Genomic DNA, 18727 nt, shown 5'->3' with positions numbered 1-18727 from the left:
GGACGGGGAGACGGGGACGACCGGCGCGGCCGGCCACGAGGCCGGCGGGCAGCGGGGGTGTTCTGCGGGAGAAGGGGGGCTTCGTCGGCCCCGACCCCGCTGACGGACGCGGGACCACGTCCCGCACCGCGGATCGGCACGGCCATCAGCCGGTCCGGTACCACCGCGACCCTACCCTAACGTTAGGGTAGAGATGGGCGTGGCCGTCCGCAGGCGGCGGCGAGCGACGAGGAAGGCATCAGGTGAACAGCGAGCACATGCAGATCGGTGAGGTCGCCGCCCGGACCGAGCTGTCGCTGCGCACGATCCGGCACTACGAGGAAACCGGTCTCGTCATCCCCTCGGCCCGCTCCCAGGGCGGCTTCCGCCTCTACACCGAAGCCGACGTCGCCCGCCTCATGGTCATCCGCCGTATGAAGCCCCTCGGGTTCACCCTCGACGAGATGCGCTCCCTCCTGGAGGTCACCGACCGTCTCGACTCGGACGAGGAACCGCCGCCCGGGGAGCGCGAGGAACTGCTGGACCGGCTGCGCGGCTTCGAGCGGGCCGCGCAGCAGCGGGTCGAGGACCTGCGCACGCAGTTGTCCCGGGCGCAGGAGTTCGCTGCCACGCTCGGGCAGCGCCTCCCTCGGTCTCCCGCGCCCTGAGGTCCGCGGATTCCCGCTCCGTGGCCTCCCGGGGGTTCAGTAGCCGACGCGGAAGGTCGCGTCCTGCCGCTCGGTCGTCGTGGAGATCGGGTCGATGCGCAGGGCGTAGTCGGTGTGACGGATGTAGCGGGTCGGGTTGTTGTGCGAGCGGAAGGAGGACCAGCTCGCGTCCGCCAGGCCCGCCGTGCGGTGGAACGTCGCGTCCGCGGCGAACGTCGACGTGCCGTCGTTGGCGTCGAGGCGGAGTGCGTAGTTGTAGTGCCGCAGGTAGCGGGTCGGGTAGTTGACGGACCGGAAGGAGACCCCGGAGCTGTCGGCGAGTCCCGGGACCAGCGTCCACAGGGAGTCCTTGTACGGCTCGATCGGGTACTCGTCGATACGGCCCAGGTAGTCGGAGTGGCGGACGTAACGGGCCGGGAAGTTGTAGGACTTGAGCCGGTTCCAGGCCGGCGCGCCCCACTTCGCGAGCAGGTTGTCGTATTCGGCGGCGGTGATCGTCGCGATGCCGCAGTGCTTTGAGTTGACCGGCTGGGTGTAGCTCTTCTGGTCGAGAGCCGTCCAGGTGCCGGAGGCCAGGTTGCCGGACTGCCAGGCGTAGAAGACGCCGTTGGGCGTGTAGGTGTCGCCCCACAGCCACCAGGTGCCGGACGTCAGGGACTTCACCAGGGTCGGTGCCTCGGTGCCGCCGTGCGCCACGCCGGTGCTGAACTCGGTGAAGCTGCCCGGGTCCAGGGTGGTGGATCTGGCCCCCACCAGTGTCTGGTTCTTCTTGAAGTAGAGGTAGTTGTAGCCGTTCACGCCCACGGCCATGTCACCGTCGATGACGTCGTAGCCGGGGTCGAAGAAGACCTGCGGGGCGGAGGCGGTCACGAAGTCGGTCGTGTAGTTGACCATGATCACGTTGTGGCCGCTGGAGTTGACCGAGGAGTAGATCACCGCGTACTGGCGCCGGCCCGCGTCCCAGAACGCCTCGGGTGCCCAGCTGTGGGTGGCCATGTCGTGCAGTTTCAGCCGCCGATAACCGGTGAAGGTGCGCAGGTCGGCCGAGTCCCAGACGTGGATGTACTGGCTGTTGTAGTTCCAGTCGGTGCCCTTGAGATCGGTGGCGAGCACGACGAACGTGCCGTCCTGCTTGCGCATCAGGAACGGATCGCGCAGCCCGAGCGCGCCCGCGGTGGGGGTGACCAGGGGATTGTGCTGGTTGAGCGGCGTCCAGTTGAGCCCGTCGGGGCTGACGGCGAGGTGCAGGCCGTAGTCGGTGCCGTCACCGAGCTTGGTGGACTCGGTGAAGTAGACCATCGCGTACGCCGAGTCGGCGGCGTGGGCGGTACCGGTGCCGAGGGCCAGGGCGAGCGGTACGGCGGCGGTCATGCCGAGCAGGCCGCGGCGGGAGAGGTGGGGGTTCGCGCTCATGTTCTTCTCCAAGGGGAAGTGCGGGGGGATGCCGAACTGCCTGTGCTGCGGAGGTGGTGCGGGGAGTCGTCCGGAAGGGGTCGGGGTATGCGGCACGCGCGGGTGCCCGTTCCTGGGCGGTGCCGTCACCGGTTGGTCCTTCACGGCGGTGGGCCTTTTGACCCGGTCGGTGCCGACGTCGGTGCGGACGCAGTCGCCGGCCCGTCGTCACGTCCGGGGCGTCGTGCCCGGCTTCCGGAGGGAGTCGCCCTTCACCGCCCTCGATCGATATGTCGAACGACGTTCGTGGTGCCGGATGGGACCGTAGGGCGCGTGGAGTACCACCGTCAATACTCGTGCTCGCCCCGGTGCCCGCGCGGGCCTCGACCGCAGGAGACCGCTGAATCCCCTCGCCGCTCCTGACCCGCTGTCAGGACGGTTTCGGTGATGGCGGTGCGTGCGTACGCACCGAGCGGTCGGCCTGGTGGGCGGTGACGAAGCCGGCGCGGCGCAGGGCCGTGAGATGGCCGTCAGACACGGGGAGACCCCGGCCATGGAGATCCCGGTGCGGTGAGCCGGTTCTGTCGTGGTGGCCGGGGCGTCCGGCTCGGCGAGCGTCAGGGTCCGCGTCAGGCCGGGGCGGGCGCCGCCGAGCACCCGGAGGTCGCGGCTGTCCCCCGGGCGCGCGGTGCCAACCCGGTCAGGTTCGTCCTGCCGGTATCACGCGCCGGGCCGGCCCTGGATCTGCATGCCGGGGCGGCGGCGGTGCACCGTCACGTACGACAGGCCGCTCTCGCCCGCGGCCACGCTGCGGACGCTGCCGTGCGGCAGCCAGACCAGGCTGCCGGACTCCAGCGGGCTCGGCCCGGCCGCGGAGCCGAGGGTGCCGTCGCCGGCGACGACGAGCAGGAGGACGTCGAGGTCGGGTTCGGCGTGGGCGTCGATGGACGTCCGGGGCGGGACGCGGATGAGGTTGGCGTCCAACTGGCGGCCGGTCTCGGCCAGTCGCCACAGGGCGCCGGTCGATGCCGGGCCGGCCGCGGCGAGTGACGCGGTGTTGCACAGGACCCGCGGAACGGGAGCGTCGGCCGGGTCGAGGGGCGCCTGAGAGTCAGTCATGGGTCATGCCACCATCCGATACGGGCCTGCCCCGGGCCGGTTCACCTGCTCGGCAGGCGATCCGCGCCGTTCACGGGCGGATACACGGAAAATCTAGCATCGGCCGCGTTCGTCCCGGCGGGCGGGCGCGTGAGCGAACCGGAGTGAAGGGGAGCACGGATGGATGTCGCAGGCGCGGTGACAGCGGCCTCACTTTTGTGTGGCTGGGGATGGTGCTGGCGATCTCCTTCCTGGAGGCGCCGCTGAAGTTCCGGGCGCCCGGTGTGACCGTGCCCGTGGGCCTCGGCATCGGCCGGCTCGTCTTCCGGGCGCTCAACCGCGTCGAGACGGTGTTCGCCGTCGCCGTGACCGGGGCGGTCGCGGCCGGTGACCCTCCTGTGTCCGTCGTCGTGCCGGCCGGTGGCGCGGTGGTCGTGCTGGCCGCGCAACTCCTCGTGATCCGGCCGGGCCTCAACCGCCGCTCCGACCGGATCCTCGCCGGTGAGGACCTGCCCCGGTCGCGCGCTCATCTCCTCTACATCGCGGCCGAGGCGGTCAAGGTCCTCGCGCTCCTCGCCCTGGGTGTCAGCGCCCTCACGGCCTGAGGGCGTCCCTGCCGAGGGCCGTCCGCGCGCATGCGGACCGGTCTCCCGCGGGGCGTCACTCGTCGTCGGAGGTGGTGGGACGCGTCCGCCCGGGCTCCGGTACCTCGCCCTGCTGAGCGCGGGCGTGGAGCACGTCGCCGATGAACAGGTCGTACACGAGTACGCCGATCACGCCGCCGACGAGCGGGCCGACGATCGGGATCCACCAGTAGTCGCTGAAGGCCCCTGACAGGCTGCCCGGAAACGCCAGGTCCTCCCATCCCGCCATCCAGGTGAACAGCCGCGGGCCGAAGTCACGGGCCGGGTTGATGGCGTACCCCGCGTTGGCGCCGAAGGACATGCCGATGGCGGCCACCACGAAGCCGATGATCAGCGGGCCGAGGTTCGCCTTCACGGCCGTGTTGCGCAGGTCGATGAGAGCCACCACCAGCATGACCAGGAAGGCGGTGCCGACGACCTGGTCGATCAGCGGACCCCAGATCCCGCCGTTGAAGTACGGCGCCGGGAACGTGGCGAAGATCGAGAAGGAGGCGAGGGTGTGGCCGTTGGTCTTGGGTCCCTTCATGGCGGCGTCGAAGGCGTTGATGGCGTCGTGGTACACGGCGTAGACCAGGGCCGCTCCGGCCAGGGCGCCCAGTACCTGGGACACCCAGTAAGGCACGACCTTGGCCCAGGGGAACTTGCGGCGGACGGCGAACGCCAGGGTCACCGCCGGGTTGATGTGCGCGCCGCTGACACCGCCGGCCACGTAGATGCCGAGGATCACGGCCATGGCCCAGCCCCAGGTGATCAGCAGCCAGTCGCCGGCGCCGAGGAAGAAGACGGTGGGCCCCTCGGTGCGCCCTGAACCGGGCAGCGCCGCGACGGTCATCGCCACCACACCGCACCCGAAGGAGATGAGGACGAACGTCCCGAGGAACTCCGCCAGGCACTCGCCCGCCAGACCCGCCCGGCGTCTGAGCCTGGAGGGTTTCACCAGAGGCTTGATCTCCACTGCCATGTGACTTCTCCCTGGGTTCGCCGCGGTCCCGGCTGACGTACGGTAATCACGTCGTAACCCGGAGCGAGAGCCGCGGCAACCGCAGGAGAGCCTCCAGACGGCGCGCTCGCCCTCCCCCTTCGGACGGCGCGCTCGCCCTGCCCGCCGGACGAGCGGGCTCTCGCGCGTACGCCCCCGGCGACCCTCAGCCGCTCTCGGGCGTCTCGTCGGCGGGCTCGGTGTCGCCGGAGCCCAGCCGGACGCAGCATTCCCCGGGCTCCGGCGCCAGGACCGCCTGGACGCCGTTGACCTCGAGGCCTTCGAGGCAGCCGCTGAGGAAGGCGTGGTTCATGCCGCACACCAGGTCGGGCGCCTTCGCGGCCAGCGGATGGAAGGGGCAGTTGCGCAGCCGGAGCCGGGTCGGGGTCTCCCGGACGGGCTCGTAGCCGTACCCGTCCAGCAGGCGCTCGCAGACGGTCAGCCCGCGCTCGGCGCCCAACCGCCCCGGGCGGGTCTCGTGGCGTGCGGCCTCACCCACCCGCCGGCCGCGCTGCTCCGCGGCGCGCATCGCCGCCTGCGTGGCGTTCTCGCCGGCCCTCTCGGTCAGGACGGCGTCCAGGAGCAGGTCGGCCAGCAGTTCGTGGCGCCGGTCGGGGATGTTCACGGTGATCTGGGCGTCGGTGGGCTCGTACACCTTCGGCTGCCTGCCGACCTTGCGGGTCCCGCCCGGCGTCTCGTACCGAGCGCGCAGCAGGCCGGCGTCGACCAGCTTGTCGAGGTGGAAGGCGGCGAGCTTGCGGGAGATGCCGACGCTGGCGGCGGCCTCGTCGCGGGTGACGGCACGCCGGGCGCGCCGGATGAAGGCGAACATGCGCCGGCGCGAGTCCTCGCTGAGGACGCTGACGGAGTCGATGGCGCTGCCTGCCTGGCCGGCCTGCGCGGACGGATCGGAAGCCACGGGACCACGGTAACTCCCACACCCATGGGAACAAGGATTCTTTCGCCGCTCTGGGCTGCACCACTTGACGGGACCCCCGAATAAAGCAAAGACTCATTGGTGAAACTCCTGGAGGTCACCATGGTCGGAGAGTCACAGCTTCAGGCGAAACGCCCGGTCAGCGCCGCGCTCGCCGGGCCGTACGGCCATCCGTTCCATCCGATCCTGGTGACCGTGCCGATCGGCGCCTGGGTCACCAGCCTGGTGTTCGACATCGCGTCCCACGCCGTGAGCCGTCCGGGCTTCCTGACCCAGGCCTCCGAGTGGTTGATCGCGGTCGGGGTGATCGGTGCCCTGCCGGCGGCCATGGTCGGGTTCCTCCATCTGTCCGCCCTTCCCCGCGCCACCCCGGCCTTTCGCACGGCCCTCGTCCACATGACGCTGAACCTGCTGGTCACGGCCGCCTACGTCGTGAACTTCCTGTGGCGCCACGGCGATCACACCGACGGCGGAAGCGTCGGCACCGGCCGGCTCGTCCTGTCCGCCCTCAGCGTGGCGGTCCTGGGCGTCTCGGGATTCCTGGGCGGCAAGCTCGCCTACCGCTACGGCGTCCGCGTCGCCGACGAGAGCACCCAGGCCGAGGGATACACACCCGGCCGGAGACCGGGCCGCTCCCGCTCCCGCTCCTGAGCATGACGCGGTTCCGCTCATGCGCCCCGACGGCCGGTGCGTTCCGGCCGCCCCCCACACCGTCCTCATCCTCGGAGCTCCTCATGGACATTGCCGGTCGCCCTGCCGGGATTCGTGATGCCGGCCCGCCGGATCCCCGTCCACCGCGCCCTCGCGGGCGCCCCCGCCACCCCCGACCCGCCGGGAGAGACCGAGGCGGTCCCCGCCGTCGGCACCTCCCGCTCACCGCCCTCGGCATCGGAAGCAGCTGACATGACCGAACACCCCGTGCAGACGTCCCTGCGGAACGACCCGCTCGACGACGAGGCGCCACCGGCACGACCCGCCCTGCGGGTGGTCCACGAATCCGACGGGGTCGACCTGGCCGCGGCGGAGGCGGCGGCAGGGCAGTTCCTTCACGCCCTCGGCATCTCCACGGCCTCGGAGAGCCTGCGGGGCACACCGGGCCGGATGGCCCGCGCCTACGCCGAACTCTTCAGCCCACGCCCCTTCGACCTGACCACCTTCCCCAACGACGAGGGATACGGCGAACTCGTCCTCGCCCGGCGCATTCCGGTCCGGACCGTCTGCGAGCACCATCTGCTGCCGGTGGTCGGCGTCGCACACGTCGGCTATCTGCCCGGCGCCCGCATCCTGGGCCTGTCCAAGCTGGCGCGTGTCGTCGAGCACTTCGCCTGCCGGCCCCAGGTCCAGGAACGCCTGACCAAGCAGGTCGCCGACTGGTTGCAGGCCCATCTGGAACCCAAGGGCGTCGGCGTGGTCATCGAGGCCGAGCACTCCTGCATGACGCTGCGCGGCGTCCGGGCCACCGGCTCCGACACCCTGACCTCCACCCTGCTCGGCCTGCTGCGCTCCGACGCGCGCTCCCGCGCCGAGTTCCTCGCCCTGACGGGGGTGGCCACGCCGTAGGGGCGGGGCCCTGTGACGAGGCACGGCGGCGCGGCGCCCGGGACCGTCGGAGGACGGCCCCGGGCGCCGCGCGTCAGCGGTTCAGCGCACCTCGCGCGCGTAGGGCGCGACCGTGATCCGGTCGATCAGCGGCGCGTAGCGGGAGCGGAGCAGCACGCCCGGGAAAGTGTCCGAGGCGTAGGTGCTGCCGTCGAAGTTGGGCAGTTCCTCGGAGCGGAAGCCCACCGTGTTCTTCCCCTTCTTCAGCTGTACCGGGACGGTCAGCTCCCAGAAGTTGTTCTGGTGGAAGCTGTGCGGGAAGCCGACGCGTCTCGCCGTGCCGCCGTTGACGCTGACGTCGGCGTGGCGGGCGAGCGGGTCGGGGTTGTAGTGGGTGGCCTCCGACTGCTCCGGGTTGGAGTAGCGGATGCGCAGCGCGTACAGGCCGGCCCGGTCGGCCGTGACGGTGAACGTGGCCGTGTTGTCGTTGCCGGGGGCCCCTCCGATGCCCGTGATCGCCGTGCCGCCGGTGGCGAGGGAGAGCGGGGCGAGCGCGGCCGAACCCGAGAGGGTGGCGTCCCCGGCCTCGTACGTGCGCACGGGCAGCGTGCCCTCGGACGGTGTGACCGTGAGGCGGTCGACGAGGGTCGTGGACGCGCCTGCCGTCACGGTGACCTTGTTGACACCGCCGGAGAGGGAGACCGCCGCTCGACTCCTGTTCTTGGCCAGGCGCAGGACGTCATGGCCGTTCACGGAGAGCCGGGCGCCCGTGCCGCCTAGGGTGTCGACCTCCAGCGTGGCCTCGCGGTCGGCCGGCGAGTAGACCCAGAACGTCGCGCTCTGGCCCTTGGCCAGGCGCATCGCGCCCGAGCCGGTTGCTGCCGGCTTCGGGAGGTCGTAGACCGGGCGCGCTCCGCCGGCCGGCCAGGCCAGTTCACCTTCGTACACCTGTGTGTCCGCCGAGGCGCGGGGGAGGGAGAGGGTGAGGCGGTCGACGATGGCGTCGCCCTTCGTGGCGCGCTTGCCGTCGGCGCTCTTGGCGGCGAGCGTCAGGGTGTGCTTGCCCTTGGTCAGTTCGACCGTGGTGTCGGTGTGGTCCCAGACGACCCACTTGTAGCCGAGCGGCAGGTGCAGTTCCTGCTCGCTGCCCGCCTTGCCGTCCACGCGCAGGAAGACGTTGGTGGGGCCCTGCTCCTTGACCTTGTCGAACGTGTTGAGGGAATTGGCGAAGACGCTCAGGTCGTAGGTGCCGTCCTCGGGCACGTCCACGGTGAAGTCGAGTGCGACGTCCGAGCCGGTGCGCAGACCGCCCACGTCGTAGCCACCGGAGGTGTAGAACTTCGACACGTCACGCGGTGACCCCTCCGGGCCGTTCTTCGACCAGCCGGAGCCGGTGTGCGCGGCCTCCTCCGCCTCGTACGAGGACTGCCAGCGCACGGGCGGCGCCTGCGTGCCCTTCGCCTCGCCGGCGGGGCTGAGCACGATCTCGTAGGCCGAGGACTCCTTCAGCTTCGGCAGGGCGCCGTCGCCGAAGTCGAGGGCGACCGTGCCGTCGTCACCGACCTTCAGATTCGACTCGGCGAGCAGCTTCGGACCGGACGAGTCGCCGACCTGCCCGCTCCACTCGATCTCCCGCACCCAGGCGTGCACGCGCTTGCCGAAGACCTTCTTCGGGACGCCCGCGAAGGTGATGTGGCCCTTGCCGGTGGACCCGCCGAAGACCAGCCGGGACTGCTTCTTCTTCTCGTCGAGGGTGGCGACGCCCTGCATGGTGTAGTTCTCACCGGGGAACGGCGGGGTCACCTTCACCGTGTGGCCGCTCATCGAGGCGTACGAGTTCAGCAGCCACCACTGCCCGTTGCCGCGGTTCGACTGCACCGCGGAGTCCGACAGGTTGCCGTCGATGTTCCAGTACGCGATGTCGGCGTCGACCTTGGACTCCTCGATCGCGGACACCCACTGGATCATCTGGCCGGGCACGGAGGTGTGGTAGTTGAAGGCGTACTCGTTGATGTTGATCGGGAGTTGTGTGCCTTCCCGGTCGGTGCCCTTGAACAGGTCCTTCTCCCACGCCCGGTACTTGGCGACGCTCTGGCGGACCGCCTCAGGGTGGCTCAGCTCGTGCCAGGTGATGACGTCCGGCAGCGTTCCGGCGGCCAGGGTGTGGGTGAGGAAGCCCTTCACCTGGTCGTAGAGGACGCTGGTGTTGGGCCCGGCGATGCGGGCATCGGGCATCTTGCCCTTGATCAGCTTGTACGCGTCGTCCCAGGCCGCGAAGAAGGCATCGGGGTCGTTCAGCCAGCTGACCTTGTCGTAGCTCCACTCGCCGGTGCCGAACATGTTGCCCTCGGGCTCGTTGAACGGCACGAAGACGATGTTGTCCCGGTACCGCTCCGGCAGCTTCAGGACCTGGTCGACCTGCTCGGCGATCTTCTCCTTGTAGAGCTTGAGCTTCTCCGCGGGGGTGTCGCCCGGCCACTGGTACGGGAAGCCGCGGTGGATGTCGGTCATGTAGATGTACACATCACCGTCGGTGGAGTCGGCCAGCGGCTTGACCACCTCCAAGGCGTCGGCACCGGGGTGCTGTGGTCCGTCCTGCGCCTTGGTGGAGACGGTGCGCAGGCCCATGCCCTCCATGAGGTTGTTGGTGGGGACGTCCGGCCCGTACACGCCGTAGAGGGTGCCCGAGGCGCCGCCGTGGAACGCGCCGGTGTTCGAGCCGAGGTCGACGGTGAGCTGACCCTCGCGGACCACGGTGACGGTGGCCTTCACCGCGCGTCCGGCCGCGGTTCCGGCGACCGTGAAGGTGCCCGGAGCGGCGTACTTGTCGGAGGGGACGGCGTCCCAGGTGACGGGGACGTCGCGGTCGTAGCCGTCGGAGAAGGAGGAACGGACGGCGGCGGGCAGGGACGGGGCGGTCCCGCTGGTGGTGCGGACGTCGAACGACGTCCGTGTGAGCTCCTGGACGGTCGGCACGGTACCGACCGTACCGGCCACCTGCTCGGGGCTCAGTGCCGCGTGCCACACCGTGAAGTCGTCGATGGCGCCCTTGAGCAACGGGTCCGGGTAGAGGGACTTGCCCAGGTAGCCCGCGGCGGTGGCCGAACCGTCCAGCAGGTCCCCTGCCTTGATGCCGGTCGCGGAGGAGGAGACCGCCACGCCGTCGAGGTAGGTGGTGAGCCGGCCGGCGGTGGTGTCGAGGGTGACGGTGACCGTCCGCCACTCGTTCGCGGGCAGGCTCGCGTAGCCGCGGACCTGGGTTTCCGCGCCTCCGCCGCCGGTGGTCACGGAGGTCTGGAACATCCCGCCGCCGTTGTACGGGGTGGCGAACAGGTACTTGGTGGTGTCCGTGCCCAGGTCGAAGATCCGCTGCCAGGGCGATGTGTCACCGCTCCACTTCACCCGGGCGGAGACGGTCAGGTCGGTCGTCCCGGCGATCACCTGGCGGGGCAGGCGGACGTACGCGCCGTCGGAGGCCGGGGCACCGCCGGGCAGGGACAGTGCCCTGCCTCCGGCCGTGCCGTCGACCGACCGGGCGGTGGAGCCGTTCACCAGGGTCGCCGTCAGGCCGTTGCCCGAGCTGTCCGTGATCTTCCCGGAGGCGAGGTCGTCCTGGTCGAAGGAGTAGCGGGCGGCGGGCCGGGGTGCCTCGGCGGCCTGCGCGGGGACGGCCGGTGCGGCGAGCAGGCCCGCCCCGAGGGTCAGCGCCACGGCGGCCGGGGCCCGGCGCCGCGTGAATCTGTCAGCGGATGGCATGGATGGCGTCCTCAGTCGTCGTGTCGTCGCTGCGTCGGGCAGCGGTTCTGGTCGGCGCGTGCGTCGAACCGGTTCGATGCCTGGTGCGCGCGGAGCAGGGGCGTTGTGTCGGGTGGCGGGTACGGCGGCTTCGCGGATGGGGGCATGAGGGTCTGCCGCACCGCTGCCTGGAGGGATCGCTGTGTCGAACCGGTTCGCGAAGCTAGCACCGGCGCTCTCGGCCGACAATCCCTGCGACACGAGGTTCTTGACGGGGCGGCCGATCGACCAGGGAACTGCGGCACGGGTGTTGACAGGAGTCCGGGCAGTTCCTACGTTCCTGCCAAGCGAACCGGTTCGACGAGCTAGGAGTTGCCGTGAACATCGGTGAGATCGCCAAGCGTGCCGGTGTCTCGCGGAGCACCGTCTCCTACGCGCTGAGCGGCAAGCGCCCGGTCTCCGAGGACACCCGTCGGAAGATCCAGCAGGTCGTCGACGAACTGGGCTACCAGCCCAGCGCCAGCGCCCGCGCCCTGGCCAACGGGCGGACCAGCACGATCGGCCTCGTCTTCCCGCCGGCCGGAAACCACTACACCGGAATGCAGCTGGACTTCATCGGCAGCGTCGTGGAGGCCGCCGCGGCCTATGACTACGACGTGCTGCTGTCACCGAGCGGCGTGGACAGCGACCGCTCGTTCCAGCGGCTGCTGGGGGAGCGGCGGGTCGACGGCGCCATCCTGATGGAGATCAGGCTGGAGGACGACCGGGCCGATCACCTGGCCGCGCTGGACTTCCCGGCCGTCGCCATCGGCCGCACCGCCCACCCGGAGAACGGCTGGTGGGTGGGCTTGGACCACACGGCCCTGGCCGCGGCGTGCGTCCACCACCTCGCGGACCTCGGCCACCGCCGGGTCGCCTTCGTCAACCGTCCGGAGCAACTGCTGAAGGCCGGGTACGAGTCGGCGCACCGCGGCCTGGACGGCTTCACCAAAGCCGCGGCCGAGCGCGGGCTGACCGTCCGCACGTACTGCTGCGGCGACGACGCCGCCTCGGGCCAGGCCTGCCTGGAGCGGATCCTGCACGACGACCCGGAGACCACCGCGCTGGTCACGCTGAACGAGGCCGCGCTGGGCGGTCTGTACCGGGGGCTGGCCCGGGCCGGCCGCCATGTGCCGCGCGACTTCTCCGTCACCGGAGTGGTGGCGAGCCGGTGGGCGGAGACGGTCACCCCGCAGCTCACCGCAGCCGACGTACCGGCGGAGGAGTTGGGCCGGCGCGCCGTCGACCTGCTCGTGGAACGGCTCGACCAGTCCGGCGCCCCCGCTCGGCACCACCTGCTGACACCCCCCATCTCGCTGCGGGCCAGCACCGGGCCCGCCTCCGGCTCCCAGCGGCCCTGACCACCGGCCCGCCCCTCCCTCTCCCACCCTTCTTCTCCGAGCACGCCCTCCCCCTCACCGCCTCCCCCCGGTGTGCCCGCTTCCCCCACGTCGCCCCTGCCACGGCACCCCTGTGCCAAGAACGAAGGAACCCGCCATGCCCACCTCCTCCAGACGGCGCCTCGCCGCAGTGGCACTCTCGACGGTCCTCGCCGCCGCCGGCACCGCCTGCTCCTCCGGCTCGGGCAGCACCGACACGAAGGGCGCGGACGGCGGCACCTACACCATCTGGGACCCCTACCCGCAGTTCGCCAAGGGCTCGGCCTGGGTGAAGCTGCTGGACGCCTGCGGCGCCGAGGCCGGTGTGAAGGTCAAGCGGACCGGCTTCGACACCAGCGACCTCGCCAACAAGACGCTGCTCGCGGCCCAGCAGGGCAACTCCCCGGACGTCCTCATCGTCGACAACCCGGTGGTGTCGACCCTCGCCGAGGCGGGCGTGCTCACCACGACCGGCGACAACAAGCTCGACACCTCCGCCGTGGACCCCAACCTTCTCGCCGCCGGCCAGTCGGGCGGCAAGACCTACGGCACCCCCATCGGAGCCAACACTCTCGCGCTGTACTACAACAAGAAGGTCCTGAAGGAGGCCGGCGTCGACATCGCCTCCGTCAAGGACTGGAAGTCGCTGACGGCAGCCCTGGACAAGGCCGAGAAGGCGGGCAAGAAGGGCATCACCTTCTCCGCGATCGGCACCGAGGAGGGCAGCTTCCAGTTCCTGCCGTGGTTCTGGGGCTCCGGCGCGAAGCTGACGGAACTCGACTCCGCCCAGGCCGTCTCCGCGCTGTCCCTGTGGAAGAGCTGGCTGGACAAGGGCTACGCCCCCAACTCCGTGCTCAACAACACCCAGACGACCAGCTGGCAGGAGTTCGCGAGCGGCGACTACGCCTTCGCCGAGAACGGCACGTGGCAGCTCGCGGCCGCCAAGAAGGCCGGCTTCGACTACGGAGTCCTGCCCATACCCGCCTCCGGTGGAGGCGCCGCCGCGGCCCCGACGGGCGGCGAGTTCGTCACCGTCCCCGTCCAGGGCGACACCGCCCGCTACACCACCACGAGCAAGCTCACGAGCTGCCTGACCAGCACCACCAACCTGTACGACACCGACACCACCCTCTCCTACGTCGCCCCCACCGAAGAGGTCCGCAAGAAGCAGGTGGCGGCCGACCCCGCGCTCACGCCGTGGGTCGACGCGGTCAAGGCGGCCAAGGGCCGCACCAGCGACGACCTGGGCACCGAGTACCCCAAGATCTCCGAGCAGATGTGGAAGGCCGTGCAGTCCGCGCTCAGCGGGTCCAAGTCGCCCAAGGACGCGCTGACGTCGGCGCAGGCCGCGGTCAAGTGACGTGACACCGATGAAGCAGACGACCCATCCGCCGGACCACCGGTCCGTGCGGCCCCGGAACGGGGCGGCCCACGCCGCCCCGCCCCCGGACCGCGCCACGCCACGCCGTCGGCCGGGCTCCCCGCAGTGGGCCGCCTGGGCCTTCCTCACCCCGGTGACCCTCTACCTCGTCCTCTTCTACGCCTATCCGCTCTACCGCAACCTCGACCTGAGCCTGCGCAACTACACCGTCCGCTCCTTCGTCCAGGGCGACGCGCCCTTCACCGGCCTGCAGAACTACCAGAAGGTCTTCGACGACCCGGCCTTCGCCCCGGCCCTGCTGCACACCGTGGTCTTCACCGGCGTGTGCCTGGTCTTCCAGTACGCCATCGGCCTGGCCCTCGCGGTCTTCTTCAACCAGCACTTCCGGCTGTCGGCGACCCTGCGGGCCCTGTTCCTCGTCCCCTGGCTGCTGCCGCTGATCGTGTCGGCCTCGACCTGGTCATGGATGCTCAACAGCGAATCCGGCATCGTCAACGCGGCGCTGCACGCCGTGGGCGTCGGCCCGGTGAACTGGCTGACCTCACCGGACTGGTCACTGACCTCGGTGATCATCGCGAACATCTGGATCGGTGTCCCGTTCAACCTGGTCGTGCTCTACAGCGGCCTGCAGTCCATCCCGGCCGGCCTGTACGAGGCGGCGGCCCTCGACGGGGCGGGGCCCTGGCGCCGCTTCTGGAGCATCACCTTCCCACTGCTGCGCCCCGTCTCCGCGATCACCCTGCTCCTCGGGCTGGTCTACACACTCAAGGTCTTCGACATCATCTGGATCATGACCAAGGGCGGCCCGGCGGACGCGTCCACGACCTTCGCCACCTGGTCCTACCAGCTCGGCTTCGGCAACCTGCTGCCCGCCTTCGGACCGGGCGCGGCCGTCGGCAACCTGCTGGTGGTGGCCGCCCTGGTGTTCGGCCTGGTCTACATGAGGGTCCAGCGAAAGCAGGCGTTCTCATGAAAAGCCGACGCACCTGGGGAAAGACGACCCTCGGCGTCCTGCTGACCGCGATCATGCTCTTCCCGGTCTACTGGATGCTGAACGTGTCCCTCACCCGCGACCAGGACATGCGCAAGTCCCCGCCCGGCCTGTTCCCCGTCCACGGCACCCTGGCCGGCTACCGCACCGTCCTCGACGAGCAGTTGCCCTACCTCGGCACCAGCCTCGTCATCGGTCTGGGCACCGTCGCCCTGACCGTGGCCCTGTCCGCCCCGGCCGGCTACGCCCTGGCCAAACTGCGCCCGCGCGGCGGGGGAGTGCTGAGCTTCCTCCTGCTCGCCGCGCAGATGATCCCCGGCATCATCATGGCGATGGGCTTCTACGCCATCTACCTCCAGCTCGGCCTGCTCCAGTCCGTCCCCGGCCTGATCATCGCCGACTCCACCCTGGCCGTCCCCTTCGCGGTGCTCATCTTCACCGCGTTCATGTCCGGCATCCCCGGGGAACTGCTCCAGGCGGCCCGGACGGACGGCGCCGGCCCGGTGCGCACCTTCTGGTCGATCGTCCTGCCGATGAGCCGCAACGCCGTCGTCACGGTGTCGCTCTTCGCGTTCCTGTGGTCCTGGTCGGACTTCGTCTTCGCCAGCACCCTGGTCAACGGCGGGGCGCACGAGCCGATCACGCTCGGCATCTACCACTACATCGGCAACAACAACCAGGAGTGGAACGCCATCATGGCCACCGCCGTCGTGGCCTCGCTGCCCGCCGCGGTCATCCTCGTCCTGGCCCAGCGCTACGTCGCCGCCGGCGTGACGGCCGGCGCGGTCAAGGACTGACCTCCCCCCTGCTCGAGAAACGAGTGACCCTTCATGACCGCCGACCACTCCGGCCCGGCCTTCTCCGTTCAGGACATCCCGTTCAGCACCTACGGATCCTGGTTCGGCATCTCGCCCGTGGTGGCGGAGAAGACGTACGCCGAGGATCTCCACCTCGTATCCCACCAGAACGGCATGCACGCCGTTCTGCGCCTGACACCGCTGGACCCCGTGACGGGTGACCGGGCCGAGACCCGCGTGGAGGCGAGACCGGGCCTGCTCAGCTGGATCGGCGCGGACGGACGCGTCGACCTCGCCTACGAATCGCCGGACACCGTACGGCTGCGCGGGAGCGGCCTGGGGATCGCCGTACGGGCGGCCGCTCAGGTCCTGACGCCGTTCAGCGGAACGTACTTCTTCCACGACGCCGCCGCCGGCGCCCATGTGTTCACGTCCTACGAGACGGGACGCCGGTACCGCGTCACCGTGCTGTCCGGCACCGCCGGCGCCGCCGGAGCCCAGGCGCTGGGCAGTGCCGAACGCGGTCTCGCCACCACCGGGGAGAGCGGCGGGACGTGGGAGATCGCGATCGAGGAACTCGACGCGGCCCGCCCGCCGTACACGTCCGCGGCGGCCTTCGACGAGATCGTGGCATCCGGGCGACGCGCGTTCGCGCAGTTCGTGGACGCCGTCGCCCCCTGGCGCTCGTCCGCCACCCCGGCCGCCGAACTGGCCGCCTACGTCATCTGGTCGGCCACCGTACGCCCGACGGGCCTCGTCACCCGGCCCGCGGTGCTGATGTCCAAGCACTGGATGGACAAGGTGTGGAGCTGGGACCACTGCTTCAACGCCCTCGCGCTGGCCCCCGGTTGCCCGGAACTGGCCCGGGACCAGTTCGCCCTGCCCTTCGACCACCAGGACGGCAGCGGCGCCCTGCCGGACTCCGTGACCCACTCCGAGGTCCTCTACAACTTCGTCAAACCGCCCATCCACGGCTGGGCCTTCGGGCACCTGCGCCGCCGCCTGCCGACGCCCCCCGGCCCGGCCGACCTGGCCGAGGTCTACCACCGGCTGGAGCGCTGGACGAACTTCTGGCTCACCGCCCGGCGCGCCCCCGGTGCCGCCTTCCCCCATTACCAGCACGGCAACGACAGCGGCTGGGACAACGCCACCACCTTCGACCCCGAGCGGGTGGTCGAGACCGCGGACCTGTCCGCCTTCCTCGTCCTCCAGCTCCATGAACTCGCCTACCTGGCCATGGAGTTGGGCCGAACGGACGAGGCCGGACGGTGGAAGCGGGCCGCCGAGGAGACCCAGGCGGCGATGCTGGAGCAGCTCTGGAGCGGCGACCGGTTCGTCGCCCGGGGCGTCGGCACGGGGGACACCTGGAGCAGCGCCAGTCTCCTCGACCTGATGCCCATCGTGCTCGGCGAGCATCTGCCGGGCCACGTCAGCGGCGCCCTGGCCGATCACATCAAGGCGCACCTGACCCCGTACGGTCTCGCCACCGAACTGCCCGCCTCACCCCACTACCTCGACGACGGCTACTGGCGCGGCCCCATCTGGGCCCCCGCCACCGTCCTCATCGAGGACGGCCTGCGCCGCGCCGGCCACCACCGCCTGGCGGACGACATCAGCACCCGCTTCCGCGCCCTGTGCGAGAACCACGGCTTCGCCGAGAACTTCGACGCCCTCACCGGAACGGGTCTGCGCGACCGCGCCTACACCTGGACCGCCGGCAGTTACCTCCTCCTCGCGGAGGCGCACGTACGCCGAGGTGACCATGACCTGACGTGAACCCCGGGGGCCGCGCTCATGACCGGGCGAGCCGCTCGACCCGGTCGTGGAGGCGCTCCACGTGGTCCTCGGACTCGGGCTTCATCAGGACGCTGCGGAGGATGCGTGCGCCGTCGGCGTCGGCGGAGATCTTCGGGTGGCGTGCGGTGAACGCGTCGCGGTCGGCCTTCAGGGTGCTCAGGAACACGGGGTCGGGTTCCGCCATGCCGTCGGCCAGGACCCGCGCGGACGCCGCGTCGACGGCGGTGAGGGCGGCGGGCTGCACCGCCGGGAAGTAGCCGACGATGTCCAACTCCGGCTGCTGGTACAGCTCCAGTGCGTCGGAGGCGGTGATCAGGTCGGCCCAGCGCAGGGCGGCCCGGCGGCCGGCCCCGAGGGCGCGGCCGAGTCCGTCGGGGGTGGGCGGGAGGACCTGGAAGGTGAGCCACAGGGCGGCGGCCGAGGCGCCGGCGCGGGAGCACTCCAGGCTGATCTCGCCGAGGTGGAGCTCGCTGGAGGTGAAGTAGGTGTAGGGCGAGTCGTGCAGGTAGAAGCGGCCCACCTCGGGGTCGCGGAAGAGGACGGCACCGCAGCCGTAGGGCTGGAGTCCGTGTTTGTGCGGATCGACGACGATCGAGTCGCACTGGGCGATCGCCCGCCAGGGCTGGGAGGGGAGCCCCTCCGGTCCTTCGGCGCCGGCGAGCAGCGTGAAGAAGCCGCCGTAGGCCGCGTCGACGTGGAGCCGGACACCGTAGCGCTCCCTGAGGGGGAGGGCGTGGTGGATCGGGTCGACGGCTCCGAGGCCGGTCGTGCCGGCGGTGAGGACGACCGTGCCCACCTCTCCCGTCCGCAGGATGTCCTCGAGTGCGTCGAGGCTGATGCGCCCGCGGTCGTCGGTCGGGATCGGGTACCCCTTCATGCCCAGGACGTGGCACATGCGGCCGTGGGTGTAGTGCGCGTCGGCGCTGTAGGCGATGCCGCGGCCGGGGTGCAGCTCGCGGGCGACGAAGAGGGCCTCCAGGTTGGCGATCGTGCCGCTGGTGGTGAGGTGGCCGAGGTGGGTGTCGTAGCCGAACATCGTGGCCAGTTGCGCGACGGCCTCGCGTTCCATGCGGGCGGTGGCGGGGCCGCCGTCCAGGGCGTGGTTGTTGGGGTTGATCAGCATGGTGGTGAGGTAGCCGACGATCGCCGCCGGGTGCGGGGGCTTGAGCATCTGCCCCGCGTAGCGCGGGTGGAAGAAGGGATAGTTCTCCTTCAGCCTCCCGGTGAGCTCATCGAAGGCGGCGGTGAAACGGTCGTCGTCGACGAGGAGGGACGGGTGCTGCTGGTAGGGACCGAACGTGTCGGACCACTGCTGTATCGCGTCGTTCGCCCGGCCGAGCCAGTGCTGCAGGTCCACTGATCTCCCTCTCTG

Annotated in this window: 15 protein-coding genes; 9 read left to right on the top strand and 6 right to left on the bottom strand. The window is 70.8% G+C overall.

From position 1 onward, the window contains the following. Positions 1–242: 242 nt before the first annotated feature. Positions 243–647, top strand: a complete 405-nt coding sequence (locus ACFY9E_RS39135; protein WP_390993255.1) for a MerR family transcriptional regulator — start codon at positions 243–245, stop codon at positions 645–647. A 36-nt stretch (positions 648–683) separates the two neighbouring features. On the opposite strand, the gene ACFY9E_RS39130 is transcribed toward ACFY9E_RS39135, so the two are convergent. Both ACFY9E_RS39130 and ACFY9E_RS39125 read right to left on the bottom strand, forming a co-directional pair. Next, entirely contained in the window at positions 684–2060 is a 1377-nt protein-coding gene (locus tag ACFY9E_RS39130) for an AbfB domain-containing protein (RefSeq protein WP_390993253.1), read from the bottom strand. 699 nt (positions 2061–2759) lie between these two features. Next, positions 2760–3158 carry a cupin domain-containing protein gene (locus tag ACFY9E_RS39125; RefSeq protein WP_390993251.1) on the bottom strand — a complete coding sequence of 133 codons (399 nt, stop codon included), beginning with the start codon at positions 3156–3158 and terminating at the stop codon, positions 2760–2762. A 209-nt stretch (positions 3159–3367) separates the two neighbouring features. Here ACFY9E_RS39125 and ACFY9E_RS39120 point away from each other — a divergent pair, with 209 nt between their 5' ends. Then, complete coding sequence (locus ACFY9E_RS39120) at positions 3368–3742, top strand: hypothetical protein (RefSeq protein WP_390993249.1); 375 nt, start codon at positions 3368–3370, stop codon at positions 3740–3742. Between the two features lie 55 nt (positions 3743–3797). Here the strand turns inward: ACFY9E_RS39120 and ACFY9E_RS39115 are convergent, their stop codons facing one another. Both ACFY9E_RS39115 and ACFY9E_RS39110 read right to left on the bottom strand, forming a co-directional pair. Next, entirely contained in the window at positions 3798–4742 is a 945-nt protein-coding gene (locus ACFY9E_RS39115; RefSeq protein WP_390993247.1) for an MIP family channel protein, read from the bottom strand. A gap of 184 nt (positions 4743–4926) precedes the next feature. Continuing rightward, a complete protein-coding gene (locus ACFY9E_RS39110) occupies positions 4927–5679 on the bottom strand; it encodes a helix-turn-helix domain-containing protein (protein ID WP_390993245.1) in 753 nt (250 codons plus the stop codon). A 120-nt stretch (positions 5680–5799) separates the two neighbouring features. On the opposite strand from ACFY9E_RS39110, the gene ACFY9E_RS39105 reads away from it, so the two are divergent. Together ACFY9E_RS39105 and folE are read left to right on the top strand one after the other, a co-directional pair. Continuing rightward, positions 5800–6348, top strand: a complete 549-nt coding sequence (locus ACFY9E_RS39105) for a DUF2231 domain-containing protein (RefSeq protein WP_390993244.1) — start codon at positions 5800–5802, stop codon at positions 6346–6348. Between the two features lie 252 nt (positions 6349–6600). Next, positions 6601–7257, top strand: a complete 657-nt coding sequence (gene folE / locus ACFY9E_RS39100) for a GTP cyclohydrolase I FolE (RefSeq protein ID WP_390993242.1) — start codon at positions 6601–6603, stop codon at positions 7255–7257. A gap of 81 nt (positions 7258–7338) precedes the next feature. Here folE and ACFY9E_RS39095 read toward each other — a convergent pair whose 3' ends face one another. Next, the gene (locus tag ACFY9E_RS39095; RefSeq protein WP_390993240.1) at positions 7339–10992 is read right to left on the bottom strand and encodes a LamG-like jellyroll fold domain-containing protein; all 3654 of its coding nucleotides are present in this window, start codon (positions 10990–10992) and stop codon (positions 7339–7341) included. Positions 10993–11348: 356 nt separating this feature from the next. Here ACFY9E_RS39095 and ACFY9E_RS39090 point away from each other — a divergent pair, with 356 nt between their 5' ends. The 5 genes from ACFY9E_RS39090 (at position 11349) to ACFY9E_RS39070 (ending at position 17334) form a co-directional block, all read left to right on the top strand. Then, the gene (locus tag ACFY9E_RS39090) at positions 11349–12371 is read left to right on the top strand and encodes a substrate-binding domain-containing protein (RefSeq protein ID WP_390993238.1); all 1023 of its coding nucleotides are present in this window, start codon (positions 11349–11351) and stop codon (positions 12369–12371) included. Between the two features lie 136 nt (positions 12372–12507). Next, positions 12508–13749: an extracellular solute-binding protein gene (locus ACFY9E_RS39085; RefSeq protein ID WP_390993236.1), complete on the top strand. Its 1242-nt coding sequence runs from the start codon at positions 12508–12510 to the stop codon at positions 13747–13749. Between the two features lie 10 nt (positions 13750–13759). After that, a complete protein-coding gene (locus ACFY9E_RS39080; RefSeq protein ID WP_390993234.1) occupies positions 13760–14743 on the top strand; it encodes an ABC transporter permease subunit in 984 nt (327 codons plus the stop codon). Further along, positions 14740–15558 (top strand): ABC transporter permease subunit, encoded by an 819-nt coding sequence (locus ACFY9E_RS39075; RefSeq protein ID WP_390993232.1) that lies wholly within the window; start codon positions 14740–14742, stop codon positions 15556–15558. The genes ACFY9E_RS39080 and ACFY9E_RS39075 overlap by 4 nt, the downstream gene beginning before the upstream one ends. 33 nt (positions 15559–15591) lie before the next feature. Then, a complete protein-coding gene (locus ACFY9E_RS39070; protein ID WP_390993230.1) occupies positions 15592–17334 on the top strand; it encodes a trehalase family glycosidase in 1743 nt (580 codons plus the stop codon). A gap of 16 nt (positions 17335–17350) precedes the next feature. On the opposite strand, the gene ACFY9E_RS39065 is transcribed toward ACFY9E_RS39070, so the two are convergent. Further along, the gene (locus ACFY9E_RS39065; RefSeq protein WP_390993228.1) at positions 17351–18712 is read right to left on the bottom strand and encodes an aminotransferase class V-fold PLP-dependent enzyme; all 1362 of its coding nucleotides are present in this window, start codon (positions 18710–18712) and stop codon (positions 17351–17353) included. Positions 18713–18727: the final 15 nt, after the last annotated feature.

It is taken from the genome of Streptomyces sp. NPDC012466, from assembly GCF_042955215.1.
Lineage (GTDB): Bacteria > Actinomycetota > Actinomycetes > Streptomycetales > Streptomycetaceae > Streptomyces.
This window is presented reverse-complemented; position numbering and strand designations above follow the sequence as displayed.

Coding starts and splice junctions, on each gene's coding strand:
- ACFY9E_RS39130 (WP_390993253.1), bottom strand. CDS start 2,060: ATGAGCGCGAACCCCCACCTCTCCCGCCGCGGCCTGCTCGGCATGACC.
- ACFY9E_RS39125 (WP_390993251.1), bottom strand. CDS start 3,158: ATGACTGACTCTCAGGCGCCCCTCGACCCGGCCGACGCTCCCGTTCCG.
- ACFY9E_RS39120 (WP_390993249.1), top strand. CDS start 3,368: ATGGTGCTGGCGATCTCCTTCCTGGAGGCGCCGCTGAAGTTCCGGGCG.
- ACFY9E_RS39115 (WP_390993247.1), bottom strand. CDS start 4,742: ATGGCAGTGGAGATCAAGCCTCTGGTGAAACCCTCCAGGCTCAGACGC.
- ACFY9E_RS39105 (WP_390993244.1), top strand. CDS start 5,800: ATGGTCGGAGAGTCACAGCTTCAGGCGAAACGCCCGGTCAGCGCCGCG.
- folE (WP_390993242.1), top strand. CDS start 6,601: ATGACCGAACACCCCGTGCAGACGTCCCTGCGGAACGACCCGCTCGAC.
- ACFY9E_RS39095 (WP_390993240.1), bottom strand. CDS start 10,992: ATGCCATCCGCTGACAGATTCACGCGGCGCCGGGCCCCGGCCGCCGTG.
- ACFY9E_RS39085 (WP_390993236.1), top strand. CDS start 12,508: ATGCCCACCTCCTCCAGACGGCGCCTCGCCGCAGTGGCACTCTCGACG.
- ACFY9E_RS39080 (WP_390993234.1), top strand. CDS start 13,760: ATGAAGCAGACGACCCATCCGCCGGACCACCGGTCCGTGCGGCCCCGG.
- ACFY9E_RS39075 (WP_390993232.1), top strand. CDS start 14,740: ATGAAAAGCCGACGCACCTGGGGAAAGACGACCCTCGGCGTCCTGCTG.
- ACFY9E_RS39070 (WP_390993230.1), top strand. CDS start 15,592: ATGACCGCCGACCACTCCGGCCCGGCCTTCTCCGTTCAGGACATCCCG.